14 protein-coding genes and 2 pseudogenes are annotated in these 15800 nt (G+C 68.9%); 8 read left to right on the forward strand and 8 right to left on the reverse strand.

Annotated features, from left to right (window positions below; all coding sequences use genetic code 11):
• From ACFE7U_RS14075 to ACFE7U_RS14100, 6 genes and pseudogenes are all read right to left on the reverse strand, one after another.
• A pseudogene (locus ACFE7U_RS14075) lies at nt 1–157 on the reverse strand (ABC transporter permease); the annotation flags it as partial.
• 64 nt (nt 158–221) lie between these two features.
• On the reverse strand, nt 222–1163 hold the full coding sequence (locus ACFE7U_RS14080; RefSeq protein ID WP_375410348.1) for an ABC transporter permease: 942 nt from the start codon (nt 1161–1163) through the stop codon (nt 222–224).
• Between the two features lie 145 nt (nt 1164–1308).
• Nucleotides 1309–2580: a PotD/PotF family extracellular solute-binding protein gene (locus tag ACFE7U_RS14085; RefSeq protein ID WP_375410349.1), complete on the reverse strand. Its 1272-nt coding sequence runs from the start codon at nt 2578–2580 to the stop codon at nt 1309–1311.
• Nucleotides 2581–2632: 52 nt separating this feature from the next.
• On the reverse strand, nt 2633–3625 hold the full coding sequence (locus tag ACFE7U_RS14090; protein ID WP_375410350.1) for an ABC transporter ATP-binding protein: 993 nt from the start codon (nt 3623–3625) through the stop codon (nt 2633–2635).
• 197 nt (nt 3626–3822) lie between these two features.
• Nucleotides 3823–5250: a dihydropyrimidinase gene (gene hydA / locus ACFE7U_RS14095; RefSeq protein WP_375410351.1), complete on the reverse strand. Its 1428-nt coding sequence runs from the start codon at nt 5248–5250 to the stop codon at nt 3823–3825.
• Between the two features lie 5 nt (nt 5251–5255).
• Nucleotides 5256–6362 carry a ring-opening amidohydrolase gene (locus tag ACFE7U_RS14100; protein ID WP_375410352.1) on the reverse strand — a complete coding sequence of 369 codons (1107 nt, stop codon included), beginning with the start codon at nt 6360–6362 and terminating at the stop codon, nt 5256–5258.
• Between the two features lie 231 nt (nt 6363–6593).
• On the opposite strand from ACFE7U_RS14100, the gene ACFE7U_RS14105 reads away from it, so the two are divergent.
• Entirely contained in the window at nt 6594–7910 is a 1317-nt protein-coding gene (locus ACFE7U_RS14105; RefSeq protein ID WP_375410353.1) for a Zn-dependent hydrolase, read from the forward strand.
• Here the strand turns inward: ACFE7U_RS14105 and ACFE7U_RS14110 are convergent.
• Nucleotides 7838–8335 (reverse strand): ureidoglycolate lyase, encoded by a 498-nt coding sequence (locus tag ACFE7U_RS14110; protein ID WP_375410354.1) that lies wholly within the window; start codon nt 8333–8335, stop codon nt 7838–7840. The genes ACFE7U_RS14105 and ACFE7U_RS14110 overlap by 73 nt on opposite strands.
• Nucleotides 8336–8559: 224 nt before the next feature.
• On the opposite strand from ACFE7U_RS14110, the gene ACFE7U_RS14115 reads away from it, so the two are divergent.
• From ACFE7U_RS14115 to ACFE7U_RS14145, 7 genes and pseudogenes are all read left to right on the forward strand, one after another.
• Nucleotides 8560–10203: an ABC transporter substrate-binding protein gene (locus tag ACFE7U_RS14115; RefSeq protein ID WP_375410355.1), complete on the forward strand. Its 1644-nt coding sequence runs from the start codon at nt 8560–8562 to the stop codon at nt 10201–10203.
• Between the two features lie 217 nt (nt 10204–10420).
• Entirely contained in the window at nt 10421–11374 is a 954-nt protein-coding gene (locus ACFE7U_RS14120) for an ABC transporter permease (protein WP_375410356.1), read from the forward strand.
• Nucleotides 11374–12297 (forward strand): ABC transporter permease, encoded by a 924-nt coding sequence (locus ACFE7U_RS14125; protein WP_375410357.1) that lies wholly within the window; start codon nt 11374–11376, stop codon nt 12295–12297. The genes ACFE7U_RS14120 and ACFE7U_RS14125 overlap by 1 nt, the downstream gene beginning before the upstream one ends.
• Nucleotides 12294–13337 carry an ABC transporter ATP-binding protein gene (locus tag ACFE7U_RS14130; protein WP_375410358.1) on the forward strand — a complete coding sequence of 348 codons (1044 nt, stop codon included), beginning with the start codon at nt 12294–12296 and terminating at the stop codon, nt 13335–13337. Before ACFE7U_RS14125 ends, ACFE7U_RS14130 begins: the two co-directional genes overlap by 4 nt.
• Nucleotides 13334–14365: an ABC transporter ATP-binding protein gene (locus tag ACFE7U_RS14135; protein ID WP_375410359.1), complete on the forward strand. Its 1032-nt coding sequence runs from the start codon at nt 13334–13336 to the stop codon at nt 14363–14365. Before ACFE7U_RS14130 ends, ACFE7U_RS14135 begins: the two co-directional genes overlap by 4 nt.
• 138 nt (nt 14366–14503) lie before the next feature.
• Nucleotides 14504–14707: a nucleotidyltransferase domain-containing protein gene (locus ACFE7U_RS14140; protein ID WP_375410360.1), complete on the forward strand. Its 204-nt coding sequence runs from the start codon at nt 14504–14506 to the stop codon at nt 14705–14707.
• Nucleotides 14708–14821: 114 nt separating this feature from the next.
• Nucleotides 14822–15160: pseudogene (locus ACFE7U_RS14145) on the forward strand (HEPN domain-containing protein); the annotation flags it as partial.
• A gap of 140 nt (nt 15161–15300) precedes the next feature.
• Here the strand turns inward: ACFE7U_RS14145 and ACFE7U_RS14150 are convergent.
• Nucleotides 15301–15800, reverse strand: a 500-nt coding sequence (locus ACFE7U_RS14150; RefSeq protein WP_375410361.1) for a putative zinc-binding metallopeptidase, incomplete at its 5' end; no start/stop codon positions are given.

Consider the following 15800-nt stretch of genomic DNA (forward strand, 5'->3'; position numbering starts at 1 on the left):
GGGTCGAGACCCCGTTCAGCGGGAAGGTCAGCCCGCCCTGCGGCCCCTGGAAGCTGAGGACCAGGATCGTCAGCGTCGGACCGTACAGGAAGAGGACGAATCCCGCGAAGAACAGCGCGAGCAGGTAGAAGGCGGGACCGCGGGGCCGGTCGCTCATGGGCGGTCCCCGGGATTTCGCATGACGTTCACGGAAAACCGGCGACGACTTTTCCGCGTCATGCTCAGAGTTCCTTGCGCAGGTCGATCAGCCGGGTCATCGCCAGGATCATCAGCATCACGGCACCCAGCAGCACCACGGCGTTGGCGGCGGCCGCGGGGAATTGCAGCGACGACATCTGCACCTGGATGACCTTGCCCACCGAGGCGATCTGCTGGCCGCCCATGATGCCCACCGTGACGAAGTCGCCCATCACCAGGGTGATGACGAAGATCGACCCGATGGCGATTCCGGGCTTGGTCAGCGGCACCACCACGTTCCACAGGGTCTGCCAGCCCGAGGCGCCGGCATCGTAGGCGGCCTCCAGCAGCGATCGGTCGATGCGGGCCATCGAGTTGAAGATCGGCACGATCATGAAGACCGTGTTGAGGTGGATGAAGGCCAGCACCACCGAGAAGTCGGAATAGAGCAGGCCCTCGATCGGGGCGTCGATGATCCCGACACTCCGCAGGGTATCGTTGACGAGGCCGTTGCGGCCCAGGAGCGGGATCCACGAGATCATGCGGATCACGTTCGAGGTCCAGAACGGGATCGTGCAGATCAGGAACAACGCCATCTGCGTCCGGGGCGAGCGGACGTGGAAGGCGAGGAAATACGCCACCGTGAAGCCGATCACGAGGGTGAAGGCCCAGGTCAGGAAGCAGAACTTCAGGGTGGAAAGGTAGGTGCGCAGCGTCGTGCAGGGATCGCTCGTGGACAGGCAGCCTTCGAACACGTCGACGTAGTTCTGGACCGTGAAGGCCGGGATGATCTCGTACTCGTTGTACTCCCAGAAGCTGACCATCAGGGTCAGGGCAAGCGGCACCAGGAAGAAGACGAGGAAGACGAGCGCGAGGGGCGCGGCCTGGAGATAGGCGAGCCGGCGCGTCCGGCGGGCGGTCCTGGTGAGGCTCGGGGCCGCGGCGGCGGGCACCTCGATGGGGGCGGGGAGGGCGATGTCGGTCATGTGCGCTCCCCAGGTCGGGATTCCCCTCCCCTTTGCGTGGAGGGGTTAGGGGTGGGGGTGGCTCCGGAGAGGTCGCGCCATGTCCGGCGCCACCCCCACCTCCGGCTCCTCCCCGCAAGGGGGAGGAGAGGTCGTTCCGTAGCCATCACGCCGCGATGAACTCGTTCCACTTGCGGACCATGTAGGTGTTCTCGTCCATCACGGCGTTCCAGCAGGCGACGCCGCCCATCCGCTGCTCGAAGGAGCCGCCGTCGCGGGTGGCGCCGGCCTTCTCCAGCACGGAGCCGTCGGGTCCCTTGATGTCCTTCTCGGCGGGCTTGCCCTCCATCCAGAAGGCCCACTCATAGGGCTCCATCTGGGTCTTGGCGGTCTCCAGCACCGCCGAATAGTAGCCCTGGCGGTTGAGATAGGCCCCGGCCCAGCCCGACAGGAACCAGTTGACGAAGTCGTAGGCCGCGTCGAGCTTCCGGCCGGTCAGCGTCTTCGGGAGACCGAAGCCCGAGGCCCAGGCGCGGTAGCCCTCCTTGAGCGGCTGGTAGGTGCAGGCGACGCCCTGCGAGCGCACCTTGGTGACGGCGGGCGACCACATCGACTGGATCACCGTCTCGCCCGACGCCATCAGGTTCACGGATTCGTTGAAGTCCTGCCAGAGCGCGCGGAACTGGCCGGCGCGCTTGGCCTCGATCAGCAGCTTGATGGTGCGGTCGATCTCGGCCTTCGTCATGTTGCCCTTGTCGGGATAGGTGTAGTCGCCGGTCGCCTCGATCACCATCGCGGCGTCCATGATCCCGATGGAGGGGATGTTGAGGATGGAGGCGCGCCCCTTAAACTCGGGGTTCAAGAGTTCCTTCCAACTCGTGATCGGGCGCTTGATCAGGTCCGGGCGGATGCCGAGCGTGTCGGCGTTGTAGGTGGTCGGGATCAGGGTGATCCACTCGGTGGGCGAGGTGGCGAAGGTCTTGCCCGCTTGGCTCTCCAGGTAGAAGACCTTCTTGGGCGCCGTGCCCTGGTCGCCGATCTTCTTTCCGTTCAGCTCGCCCTTGCTGAAGACGCTCGTGATGTTGTCGGCCTGCTTGATGCGCCGCGCATCCATGCCCATCATGTTGCCCGACGGGATCAGCTTCTTCAGGCTGAAATACTCAGAGTCGACGATGTCGAAGGAATTCGGCTGGGTGACGACCCGCTTCGAGACCTCGTCGGTGACCACCGGGATGTACTCGATGATGATCCCGAGATCCTCCTTCACCTTGCGTGCGATGTCGGCGGACTGGTTCACGGCGGTGCCGAGATAGCGCAGGGTCACGGGCTCGGCGGCGATGACGTTGGGGAAGCCGGTGATCGGCCCGGCTCCCAGGGCCAGTCCGGTGGCGCCCGCCCCCTGGAGCAGCGTGCGCCGGCTCAGCTTGATCTCGGTCATGGTCGGTCCTTCAGGCACGATGGAAGCAGGCACGATGGAAGTGTGAGCGGTGTCAGGCCGTCAGCCGGTGGGCGGCCTCGGCATCCCAGCCGAGCGGTACGGTCTCGCCGAGGGCGAGGGGATGCGCGGCGAAGGCGTCGTCGTCGAGGATGGCGGTGAGGGCGCTGCCCTCGCCCGCCTCCAGGCCCTGGGCCTCGAGCCCGACATGGACGGTGCTGCCCTGGTACTCCACCGAGACGATCCGGGCCGGCACGGCGGCGGCACCGGCGGCGGCCCCGAGGCGCATCCGGTCGGCGCGCACGGCGATCCGGTTCTGTCCAGGCAGGGTGATGATGTTGTGGCCGCCGATGAAGCGCGCGACGAAGGCTGAGGCCGGACGCTCGAACACCTGGCGCGGGTCGCCGGCCTGCTCGATGCGCCCGCCATTCATCACCACGACGAGGTCGGACAGCGCCATCGCCTCCTCCTGGCTGTGGGTGACGTGGATGAAGGTGAGGCCGAGTTCCTTCTGGATCCGCTTCAGCTCCGTCCGCATCCGCACCCGCAGAAACGGGTCGAGGGCCGAGAGCGGCTCATCGAGGAGGAGCACCTTGGGTCCGGTGACCAGCGCGCGGGCGAGCGCCACGCGTTGTTGCTGGCCACCGGAGAGCTGGGCCGGCAGGCGCTCGGCGAGGTGTGTCATCTGGACGAGGTCGAGCATCGCCATGGCCTTGGCCCGGCGCTCGGCCTCGCCGATGCCGCGCATCTTGAGGCTGAAGGCGACGTTGTCGCGGCAGCTCAGGTGCGGGAACAGGGCGTAGCTCTGGAACATCATGGCGGTGCCGCGCTCGGACGGGGCGGCGTCGCCCACCGCGCGCGGGCCGATCACCACGTCGCCGCTCGACACGGTCTCGTGGCCGCCGATCATCCGCAGGGTCGTGGTCTTTCCGCATCCGGAGGGGCCGAGCAGGCAGCAATAGGCCCCCGACCGGATCTTGAGGTCGATGCCGTCCACGGCGGTGGTGGTGCCGTAGCGCTTGGTCAGCCGGATCAGCTCGACGTCCATGCGGGTCCCCCTTCGGTTTCGGGATCAGCAAAGGTTGGGCCAGTGGCCTCATGGATGTTGCAGGCAGGACGCGCTTCCCTCCCCCTTGTGGGGAGGGACCGAGGATGGCGGTGGCGGGGTGACCTTCGCCCGCGGCAAGCGGAACCACCCCACCTCCCTACTCCTCCCCACAAGGGGGAGGAGAGGCGATTGGGCGATCAGCCGTTCCTGCGCGCCGTCGGATCGACCGCCCGGTCGAGCACCCGCCCATGGCCTACGGCACCGGTCACCCGCCCGTCCTCCGCGATGACCTCGCCCCGCGCAATCGTCATCACGGGCCAGCCCGTCACCGCGAACCCCTCCCAGGGCGTGTAATCGGCGCCGTGATGGAGCGCCTCCTGCCGGATGGTCTCGCGGCGGTTGGGGTCCCACAGCGTCAGGTCGGCGTCGAACCCCACGCCGATCGATCCCTTGCGCGGGTAGAGCCCGTAGAGCTTGGCGTGGTTGGTGGCGGTTAATTCCACGAAGCGGTTGAGCGAGATCCGGCCCGCCGAGACCCCTTCGGAGAACAGCACCGGCAACCGCGTCTCGATGCCGGGAATGCCGTTGGGCACCCAACGGAAAGAGGTTTTCCCCTTCGGGTTCAGCTTGCCGGCCGGGTCGTAGTAGCGGAACGGGCAATGGTCGGAGGAGACGACGTCGAACAGCCCGGTCTGGAGCCCGCGCCAGATCGCGGCCTGGTTCGAAGCCTCCCGCGGGGGCGGCGAGCACACGTATTTGGCGCCCGCCATCGGGTCGTCCGAGCCCGATCCCTTCATGTGGTCGGCGGTCAGCGTCAGGTATTGCGGGCAGGTCTCGGCCCGGATGTCGAGGCCGCGCGAGCGCGCCCACGCGATCTGCTCCATCGCCTGTTCGCCCGAGACGTGGACGATGACGATCGGCAGGTCGACGAGCTCGGCATGGGAGATCGCCCGGTGCGCCGCCTCGCGCTCCACGAGCTGCGGCCGGGACAGGGCGTGGCCGTAGGGACCGGTCTCGCCGGCCCGCTCCAGCCGGTCGGTCATGTGGCGGATGGCGTCGTAGCCCTCGGCATGGACCATGACGCGCGCGCCTTCGCGCCGGGCGAGGTCGAACACGTCGAGGATCTGGCGGTCGTTGAGGACGAGATCGTCGTAGGTCATGAAGACCTTGAACGAGGTGTAGCCCTCCGCGATCAGCGCCGGCAGCTCCTGCCCCAGCACCGCCGGCGTCGGGTCCGAGACGATGAGGTGGATGGCGACATCGATGTGGCACTGCCCTTCCGCGAGCGCCCGGTAGGCGTGCGTCGCCTCGCTTAAGGAGGCGCCCCGCGGCTGCAGGGCGAAGGGCATGACGCATGTATTGCCGCCCGCCGCCGCCGCCCGCGTCGCCGAGGCGAAGTCGTCGGCCATGACGATTCCGGGGCCGGAGGCCTGCGCGATGTGGACATGGCTGTCGATGCCGCCGGGCAGCACCAGCAGGCCGCCCGCATCGATGGTGCGGGCGGCGTCCGTGATCCGCTCGGCGAGCGCCACGATGCGACCGTCGCGGATGCCGATGTCGGCGCGCAGGGTGTCGGTGGCGGTGACGACGGTGCCGCCGCGGATCGCAAGGTCGAACTCGGGCATGCTGGTCAGGTCTCCAAACGGGCGATGATCGCGACCGGGCCGCCGCCATCCGGCCCCTGGTGCTCGGCGCCGCCGGACACGAACAGGTCGGTGCGCCCGATCGCGGCGGCGGCGACCCCGCCCACCAGGGCACGGGCATGGCGGGTGGCGTTGATGTCGCTGTCGTCGTTCATGATGTGGCGCCGTCCCCGGATCAGACCGTCATGCGAAGGCTCGGCCTTGGCGAGCAGGGCGACCACGCGCTCGGAATCTTCTGGCGAGAGCTGGCCCGTGACCGAGAAACCGAGATCCGCCAAGGCACCCTGAATCGCCGAGACGTCGATCCCGTCACGCATTACCCGGTGGGCGATCCGGTAGGACCCGCTCCAGCCGGGCGCGTTGCCCAGCACGATGACTTCGTTGCGCATGAGTTCGATCCCCGCCGAGGCGCTGGCCCGGCCCGACCACAGGTCGGCGCGATGGCCGATCGCGTGGTCGTCGAGGTCGGCCCGCGCGATCTCGCCGAGCGCCAGCCCGATGCCGAGCGCCGACGCCCCTCGCGAAAACCCCATCGACGCGTAGGTGTCGTGGCTGACGACGCCGTGGCCGCGCGAGGCGGCCTCGGCGATGCGGGCGCTGGTGAGGAGCGGGCACTTCACCTGCACGAAATGGACGGCATCGGGGTCGGCGATGCCGGCGCCCTTCATCGCCGCCGCGACGGCCGCGGCGGTGGCCTCGACCTGCGCCATCCGGCCGATCTCCTCGGGGAGGAAGTCGGGGGTGAAGGCGGTGCCCACCGCCAGGGCGGTGTCGCCGGGGGCGGCCGGCCCTTCGCGGCGGGCGAGCACGAGGAGATGAGGCGAGAGTCCGCCCTCCGTTCCTCCGGACATGACGAGGGCGATGCGGGCGGCGACCTCGGCCTGCGTACACCGAAGTTCGTCGGCGAGCGCCGCCTCCAGGGCCATCACCGAGAGCTGACGGGTGAAGTCGTTGACGCAGCCGTTGCCCTCGGTCTTTCCGAAGATCGCCACGATCTCGCCGGCCGCGACGGCGCCCTCCGCGATGAGGCCGCGCAGGCCCGACACGTCGGCGGGATGCCGGGTCGGAACACGAAAGACGAGGCATTGGGGCATGGGCGCGTCCGGTCTTCGGGGGCGTGGGGTCGGGCGTGGGGGCGAGCGTAGGGGATCGAATGCCCGTCGGCGTGGCGGCGTGCTGCCAAAAACAGCACGCCGCCACGTCAGATCGGGCAACGGTCGCGGATGAAACGTCCGCCGTCGTCGTGGGCTTGCCCACGCGCCTCGCGAACGGCACGAGTCCCGCGTTCCGGTCCTGCGAGGATCGCACCAAAAGGGAACCGACGCATGGACGGCACGCGGCATAACCTCAGGGTCGACGGCCCGCGCCTGTGGGCGACGATCCAGGAGACGGCGGCCTTCGGGGCGACCCCGGAGGGCGGTGTGGGCCGCCTCACCCTGTCGGCGGAGGACGGGACGGTGCGCGACTGGTTCCGCGACGCCTGCGAGGCGGCCGGCCTGGAGGTTGGGGTCGACGAGCTCGGCACCCAGTTCGCCCTGCGGCGCGGGCGCGACATGAGCCGTCCCCCCATCGCATGCGGCTCTCACCTCGACACCCAGCCCACCGGGGGCCGCTTCGACGGCGTCCTCGGCACCCTGGCGGGCCTCGAGGCGATGCGGACCCTGAACGATGCCGGGATCGAGACGGACGCGCCCGTGATGGTGGTGAACTGGACCAACGAGGAGGGCTCGCGCTTCGCCCCCGCCACCATGGCGTCGGCCGCCCATGCCGGGCTGTTCACGGCGGACGACATCCTCTCGCGGCGCGACGCGGCCGGGATCAGCGTCGGCGAAGCCCTCGACGCCATCGGCTATCGCGGCCCCGAGACGGTCGGAACGCGGGCGATCGGCGCGTTCGTCGAGCTCCATATCGAGCAGGGGCCGATCCTCGACGCGGAAGGCGAGACGATCGGCGTAGTCGACCGCTGCCAGGGGGTGGCCTGGTACGACGGCACGGTCACCGGCTTCGAGAGCCATGCCGGCACGACGCCGATGCCGCGTCGGCGCGACGCCCAATGCGGCCTCGCCGAGGTCGCGCTTGCGGCGGAAGCGATCGCCCTCGCGCACGCACCCACCGCGGTGGCGACGATGGGAGAGGCGGTGATCGCCGCGCCCTCGCGCAACGTCGTGCCGGGCCGGATCGCCTTCACCCTCGATCTGCGCGATCCCGACCAGGGGACGCTCGACGCGATGGACGCGGCATTGCGCGAGCGCATCGCGGAGATCGCCGCCCGCCGCAACCTCGCGATCACGCTGGACAAGATCTGGTCGCGGGCGCCGGTGGTGTTCGATGCCGGCGTGGTCGCGGCGGTCGAGGCGTCCACGCGGGGCTTGAGCCTGTCGCACCGCCGGATGGTGTCGGGCGCGCAGCACGATGCCTGCAATCTCGCCGACAGGGTGCCCACCGCGATGATCTTCGTGCCATGCCGCGACGGCATCAGCCACAACCCGGCGGAATCGGCCACCCAGGCCGATTGCACCGCCGGCGCCGACGTCCTGCTCCAGACCCTGGTGGCGCTGGCGAACGCACCTCAATCCGGATCGACGAGCGTCACCGGCGGGATCGACGCGAACACGCAGTCGTCCGCCGAGCCGTCCTCGTAGACCAGCATCGCGAAGGTGCCGGGGTCCTGGCGCGTCATCATGTGCGCGTGCCAGGCCCCGACCCGGTAGTGGATGCCGACATGGCCCGGCACCGCGAAGGCGAGGAGCGTCGCCGGGTCCGGCGCCCCGTCGCGGTCGTGAGCCACCACCACGAGGTAGTCGGCCACCGAGAGCGGCAGGAAGGTCTGGCTCGAGACCGGGTGCATCTCCAGCCGGCGCAGGGGCATGAGCCCGGCGAAAGGCTCGCTGCGGATCAGCGCGAGGTTGAGTGCGACGCCGGGGCGGCCGTTCTCGATGAGCGCGGCATGATCCTGGCGCGGCTCGGGATCCGGGCGTTCGAGAAGGCTGCCGAACGGCGCGAAGCCGTCTGCGGTGATCGGCTGGACGATGAGGCGGCCGGGGAGGAGTGAGGACGGTACGGTCACGGGATGGCGAGGCTCCTCAATGGCGTGATGCGGTCCCGATCGATCCACTGGTGTCGGCTTGCGCGCCACTCCTCCCCTTGTGGGGAGGGAGGCGCCGCTTACTCAATACCGGCTACGCTAGCATGCACGGCCACCCGTGTTGCGCCGCAGCTTGGCCGGCCGGTTGGCCGCCGGCTTGCATACTTCCTCCGGTCAAAGCGCGGGAGGGTGCCATCAGCGGATCGATGCAGTTCAACGGGGCGGACGTCGCCAAGGTCCGGTCGCAGGCGAAAAGCCGCGGCCTGCGCCTGGCCGCCGCCCTCTTCTTCGCGAGCCTGCCCCATTCGGGCGCGCTGGCGCAGGGCACCCTGCGGATCGGCATGACCGCCTCCGACATCCCGCTGACCACCGGCCAGGCCGACAACGGCGGCGAGGGCATGCGGTTCACCGGCTACACGGTCTATGACGGGCTCATCAACTGGGACCTGTCGAGTGCGAGCAAGCCCTCGGTCCTGATGCCGGGCCTCGCCCTGAGCTGGGGCGTCGACGGCACCGACAAGACCAAGTGGACCTTCAAGCTGCGGGACGGGGTGACCTTCCACGACGGCTCGCCGTTCACGGCGGAATCGGTGGTGTGGAACCTCGACAAGCTCCTCAAGAACGACGCGCCGCAGTTCGACCCGCGCCAGTCGGCGCAGGGGCGCTCGCGCATCCCGGCGGTGGCGAGCTACCGGGCGGTGGACGCCACCACGTTGGAGGTGATCACCAAGAGCCCCGACGCGACGCTGCCCTACCAGATCGCCTGGATCATGATCTCCTCGCCCACCCAGTGGGAGAAGGTCGGCAAGAGCTGGGACGCCTTCGCCAAGACTCCCGCCGGGACCGGCCCGTGGAAGCTCACCCTGTTCGCTCCCCGCGAGCGCGCCGAGATGGCGCCCAACAAGGAGTACTGGGACAAGGCGCGGGTCCCTAAGCTCGACAAGCTCGTGCTGGTGCCGCTGCCCGAGGCCAATGCCCGCGTGGCGGCGCTCCGCTCGGGGCAGGTCGACTGGATCGAGGCTCCGCCGCCGGATGCCGTCGCCTCGCTCAAGGGCGCGAAGTTCACCATCGTCACCAACGCCTATCCGCATAACTGGACCTGGCACCTGTCGCGGGCCGAGGGCTCGCCCTGGAACGACGTGCGCATCCGCAAGGCCGCCAATCTCGCCGTCGACCGCGAGGGCATGAAGGAGCTGCTCGGCGGCCTGATGATCGCGGCGGAAGGGTTCATGCCGCCGGGCCACCAATGGTTCGGCAAGCCGACCTTCAAGCCGACCTACGACCCCGAAGGCGCCAAGAAGCTTCTGGCCGAGGCCGGCTACAGCCCGGCGAAGCCGGTCACGACGAAGATCCTGATCGCGCCCTCGGGCTCGGGCCAGATGCAGCCGCTGCCGATGAACGAGGTCATCCAGCAGAATCTGGCCGAGGTCGGGATCAAGATCGATTTCGAGGTCGTCGAGTGGAACACCCTGATCAACCTCTGGCGCGGCGGCGCGAAGGCCGAGATGTCGCGCAAGGGGACCGGGATGAACTTCTCCTATTTCATCCAGGATCCCTTCACGGGCTTCATCCGCCACCTGCAGTGTAACCTCGCGGCCCCGAACGGGACCAACTGGGGCCATTACTGCGACCCGGAGATGGACAAGCTCTTCGACGAGATCCGCAACACGTTCGATCCGGTCGAGCAGACCAAGGTCCTGGAGAAGGTCCACGAGAAATACGTGAGCGAGGCCCTGTTCCTGATGGTCGCCCACGACGTGAACCCGCGGGCGATGAGCCCGAAGGTGAAGGGCTTCGTCCAGGCCCAGAACTGGTTCCAGGACTTCTCGCCGATCACCGTGGAGAAGTGAGCGAGCCGCGTTCCCTTCCCCAACAGATCTCGGGTGCCTGAGATTTGCATTGAAAGTGCCCAGGTCGGGCAAGCCCGACTTGGGTGCGGGGAGGGGTAGGGGTGGGGGTGGTTCCGCTGGCCTCCGCAGCCGGGTCACCCAGCCACCCCCACCTCCCAACTCCTCCCCGCAAGGGGGAGGAGAGGCGCTACACCGAACGAGGCCGCGAGATGCCCCTATGCTGAGCTTCATTCTTCGGCGCCTCGTCGCCGTGACGCCGGTGGCGATCGGCGTCAGCGTCGTGTGCTTCCTGCTGGTGCATCTGGCGCCGGGCGATCCCCTGAGCGCGGTCCTGCCGGTGGATGCCACCCAGGAGACCATCGATTCCATGCGCGCGGCCTACGGCTACGACAAGCCGCTCGTGGTGCAGTACTTCATCTGGCTCTGGCACGTGCTGCAGGGCGATCTCGGCACCTCGATCTCCAGCGGCCGCCCCGTCGTCAGTGAGGTCGGGCGCGCAGTGGTCAACAGCCTGATCCTCGCCTCCGTGGCGACGCTGATCGGCTTCACCTTCGGCACCTTCTTCGGCTTCGTCGCCGGCTACTTCCGCGATTCCCTGCTCGACCGGGCGGCGTCGGCCATCTCGGTCTTCGGCGTGTCGGTGCCGCATTACTGGCTCGGCATGGTGATGGTGATCATCTTCTCGGCCACCCTCGGATGGCTGCCGCCCACCGGCGCGGGCCCCGACGGCTCGGGCAACTGGCGGCCCGATTTCGAGCATCTGCGCTACATGATCCTGCCGGCCCTCACGATGTCGGTGATCCCGATGGGCGTGATCGCCCGCACCATCCGGGCACTCGTCGGCGACATCCTCGCCCAAGACTTCGTCGGGGCTTTGCGCGCCAAGGGCCTCTCCGAGTTCGGCGTGTTCAAGCACGTGGTCAAGAACGCGGCTCCCACCGCGCTCGCCATCATGGGCCTGCAGCTCGGCTACCTGCTCGGCGGCTCGATCCTGATCGAGACCGTGTTCGCCTGGCCCGGCACCGGCTTCCTCCTGAACTCGGCGATCTTCCAGCGCGACCTGCCGCTCCTGCAGGGCGCCATCCTGGTGCTGGCGATGTTCTTCGTCGCGCTCAACCTCATCGTCGACGTCGTGCAGACGGCGCTCGACCCGCGCATCGAGAGGGGCTGATGGCCGTCACGAGCACCCCCGTCACCGCCGGCATCGATCCGGCCATGGGCACCGCCCAACCCAAAGCCGAAGCGTTCGTCGCCTCGGTCGGGTTCTGGGGCAGCGTCGGGCGCAAGCTCGTGCGCGACCCCGTCGCCATGACGGCGGCGGCGATCATCCTGATCATCATCGCCGTCGCGATCCTGGCGCCCTGGATCACGCCGATGGACCCCTATCGCGGCTCCATGCTCAAGCGCCTCCGCCCGATCGGCGACGCCACCTACATCCTCGGCTCGGACGAACTCGGGCGCGACATGCTGAGCCGCCTGATGATGGGCGGGCGGCTCTCGCTGTTCATCGGCGTGACGCCGGTGATCCTCGCCTTCATCATCGGGTCGGGGATCGGAATCCTCGCCGGCTATGTCGGCGGCTGGCTCAACGTCGTGCTCATGCGCACCATCGACGTGTTCTTCGCTTTCCCGTCGGTGCTGCTCGCCATCGCGTTGTCGGGCGCGTTGGGGGCCGGCGTGCTCAACTCGATCGTGTCGCTGACCTGCGTGTTCGTGCCCCAGATCGCCCGCGTCGCCGAGAGCGTGACGACGCAGATCCGGTCGCGCGACTACGTCGATGCGGCCAAGCTCTCCGGCGCCTCGACCCTGACCATCCTGCGCGTGCAGGTGCTCGGCAACGTGCTCGGACCGATCTTCGTCTACGCGACGAGCCTGATCAGCGTCTCGATGATCCTGGCCTCCGGCCTGTCCTTCCTCGGGCTCGGCGTGAAGCCGCCGGAGCCCGAATGGGGCCTGATGCTCAACACCCTGCGCACGGCGATCTACGTCAACCCGATGGTCGCCGCCCTGCCGGGGCTCGCCATCTTCATCGTCTCGATCTCGTTCAACCTGTTCTCGGACGGACTGCGTTCGGCCATGGAGGTGAAGTCGTGAGTGGGTCAGCCGATATCCGCGACCGCGGTGGGCCGGCCCAGCCGCTCCTCACCGTCGACCGCCTCGTCAAGCATTTCCCGATCAAGAAGGGCCTGGGCGGCAAGAAGGCCGTGGTGCGCGCCGTCGACGGCGTCGATTTCGAGATCCTGAAGGGCGAGACGCTGGGCATCGTCGGGGAATCGGGCTGCGGCAAGTCCACCACGGCGAAGCTGATCATGGGCCTGATCGAGCACGATTCTGGGGAGCTGCTGTTCGACGGCGAGACCATCGGCAGCCGCGCCCTGCCGATGCGCGCCTTCCGCGCCCAGACCCAGATGGTGTTCCAGGACAGCTACTCGTCGCTGAACCCGCGCATGACCGTCGAGGCCTCGATCGCCTTCGGGCCCCAGGTCCACGGCGTGCCGACGCGCCAGGCGATCGAGCGGGCGCGCTCGCTCCTAGCCCGCGTCGGGTTGGAGCCGACGCGGTTCGCGGCGCGCTATCCGCACGAGCTCTCCGGCGGCCAGCGCCAGCGCGTCAACATCGCCCGCGCACTCGCCCTCGAACCCCGCCTCGTGGTGCTCGACGAGGCGGTCTCGGCGCTCGACAAGTCGGTGGAGGCGCAGGTGCTCAACCTGCTGCTCGACTTGAAGCAGGACTTCAACCTCACATACCTGTTCATCAGCCACGACCTCAACGTGGTGCGCTTCATCTGCGACCGCGTCGCGGTGATGTATCTCGGCCAAGTCGTCGAGATCGGCCCGGCCGACACGGTGCTGGCCCAGCCCTCGCACCCCTATACGGCGGCCCTCCTGTCCTCGATGCCGTCCCTCGACCCGGACAACCGCACGGAGGTGGCGCCGCTCGCCGGCGATCCGCCCAACCCCATCGACCCGCCCTCCGGCTGCCGCTTCCACCCGCGCTGCACGCTGATGGAGCCGATCTGCTCGGCGAACGTGCCGCCCCTCGACACGGTGGGCGTCCTGCACCGTGTCGCCTGCCTCGCCCGCCAGCCGGGTTCGGGCCATTCGCTGGCGCCGGCCTCGCAGGTGGCGGCATGAACGCCCCCGTCTCCCCGGCGACGCTCGCCGGCCCGGCCGTCGAGATCCGCAACCTCAGCGTCACCTTCGGCGGGAAGGTCCGGGCCGTCGACGGCGTCGACCTCGTGCTCGGCCGCGGCCAGGCGGTGGCGCTCATCGGCGAATCCGGATCGGGCAAGAGCGTGACCCTGCGGGCGATCATGCGCCTCAACCCGGAGAACAAGACCAAGATCGAGGGCACCATCACGGTGGCCGGGCAGGACGTGATGTCCCTGTCCAAGCGCGACCTGACGCGCCTGCGCGGCCGGGCCGTGGCGATGATCTTCCAGGAGCCGTTGCTCGCTCTCGACCCGGTCTACACGGTGGGCCGGCAGATCACCGAAGCGGTGCGCCGGCATGAGGGCCTGAGCGAGCCGCAGGCGCGGGCGCGCGCTCTGGAGCTGTTCGAGCGGGTGCGCATCCCGAGCCCGCAGCGGCGCCTCGACGCCTATCCGCACGAGATGTCGGGGGGCATGCGCCAGCGCGCGATGATCGCCCTGGCGCTGGCCTGCCGGCCCAAGGTCCTGCTCGCCGACGAGCCAACCACCGCGCTCGATGCCACGGTTCAGATCCAGATCCTGCTGCTCCTGCGCGAGTTGCAGGCGGAGCTCGGCCTCTCCACCATCTTCGTCACCCACGACCTCGGTGCCGCGGTGGAAGTCGCCGACCGCATCGCGGTGATGTATGCCGGCCGCATCGTAGAATCGGGCACCGCGCGCCAGGTGGTGCTCAGTCCCAACCACCCCTACACGATCGGTCTCCTCTCGAGCCGCGCCGACGGCGCCTTGGTGAAGGGATCGCGCCTGGAGACGATCCCCGGCAGCCCGCCGGATCTCGCCAACCGCAAGCCCGGCTGCCCCTTCGCGCCGCGCTGCTTCCTGGCGGTGGAGAAATGCCACCGGGAGGTCCCGCCCACCGTCGAGGTCGGCCCCGGCCACGGCGCCGCCTGCTGGCGCTCGGACGAGGCGGGAGCGGCGTTCCGCGAGCGGCTGGCGGCGCCGGTCGCGTAGAACGACATCCCGTTGTGCCCACCGGCGTACAGGAGGCCCGGTGGGCGCCTCGCCGACAGTCAAAGTCTTGTCCGCGCATTCGGTTTCTGGCCGCCCGGCCGCATGGCATGATACATTTGACATGAGGAGATCAGGCTGATGGCCGTGCGGCTGAACGACGATCCGGTGCTCGCGCATTTCCGCAATGCGGTCGAGCGCGCCTATGGCGCACAGATCGAGCGACTGGTGTTGTTCGGCTCGCGTGCGCGCGGTGAAGCACGCGCGGGTTCCGACTACGACGTTGGGGTATTCCTCCATGATCTGCGCGACTTCGACCGGGAAGCTCGCACACTGGCCGATTGAGACCGACATCCTGACCGCGACCGGCGCCGTCATCCACGCGCTGCCGTTGCGGGCTGGCTCGCACCAGGACCGCACCGGGCTGATGCAGGAATTGCGGCGAGACGGCCGCGATCTGTGACGCCGGAAGCCCGCGATTACCTCGTCAAGGCGCGGGAGGAACCCGCGGAAGCCCGCGCGATCATAGGAATCGGTCTCGCCAAGGCCGCCGCACGCAGCGCTTATTATGCGGCGTTCCATGCCGCCGAGGCCTTGCTGGTGGCCCACACCGGCAAGATCGCCAAGACCCATACGGGCATTCGCACGGCGCTGGCACAACTGCTGCGCGAGACGTCGCCATCCGACCGCGATCTGCTGACGTTCCTGGCGCGTGCCTATAAATACAAGGAGCTCGGCGACTATGGTGTCGGGCCGTGCATCGTGATCACCGTGGCCGATGCCGAAGCTCTGTTGGCAGGCGCCGACTGGTTCGTCGCCCGCGTGACCGCCTTGATCGAGACGGATGGGGCGGGACCGGATCCGGACGAGGGTTGCCCGCGACCGAGTCCGGGAATGGAGGCGCAACACCGGTCGTCGACCGCGGCGGGCTCTGCGCTTCACACGTTCGGCGCCGCCACCCGTTGCCGTAGGCCCGTGATCACCGCCTTGAGGATATCGGCGCCGGCCTCGTCCTGGCTCTGCGCGTGGCCCTGCACCGCGTCGATGCGCTCGTGGATGAAGGAGAGCTTGGCGATCACCGCCGGGGTCAGCTTGAACGGGTAGAGGGCCGGCTGGCCCATGCTGCGGCTCAGCGAGTTGATCGCGTAGGTCAGCGGTAGCCAAGCCTCGACCATCCGGTCGAGGTCGGGGCTCTGGTGCGGGTCGAAGTCGATCGCCACCGTCGGGGCCGTCTTGTTCCGGAAGTGCGGGCTGAGCCGCAGGCCGAACACGCTCGCGGTCTCCAGCGTGTCGACGATGTGGAGATAATGCGCCCAGGTCTCGGCGAAGTCCTCCCAGGGGTGGCAGGTCGCGTAGGCACTGACATAGCCCTCGGCCCAGTCATCGGGCGGGCCGTAGGTGTGGTGGCGCTGGAGGGCGGCGGCGTAGTTCTGGCTCT

This window comes from uncultured Methylobacterium sp., from assembly GCF_964251405.1.
Classification (GTDB): domain Bacteria; phylum Pseudomonadota; class Alphaproteobacteria; order Rhizobiales; family Beijerinckiaceae; genus Methylobacterium.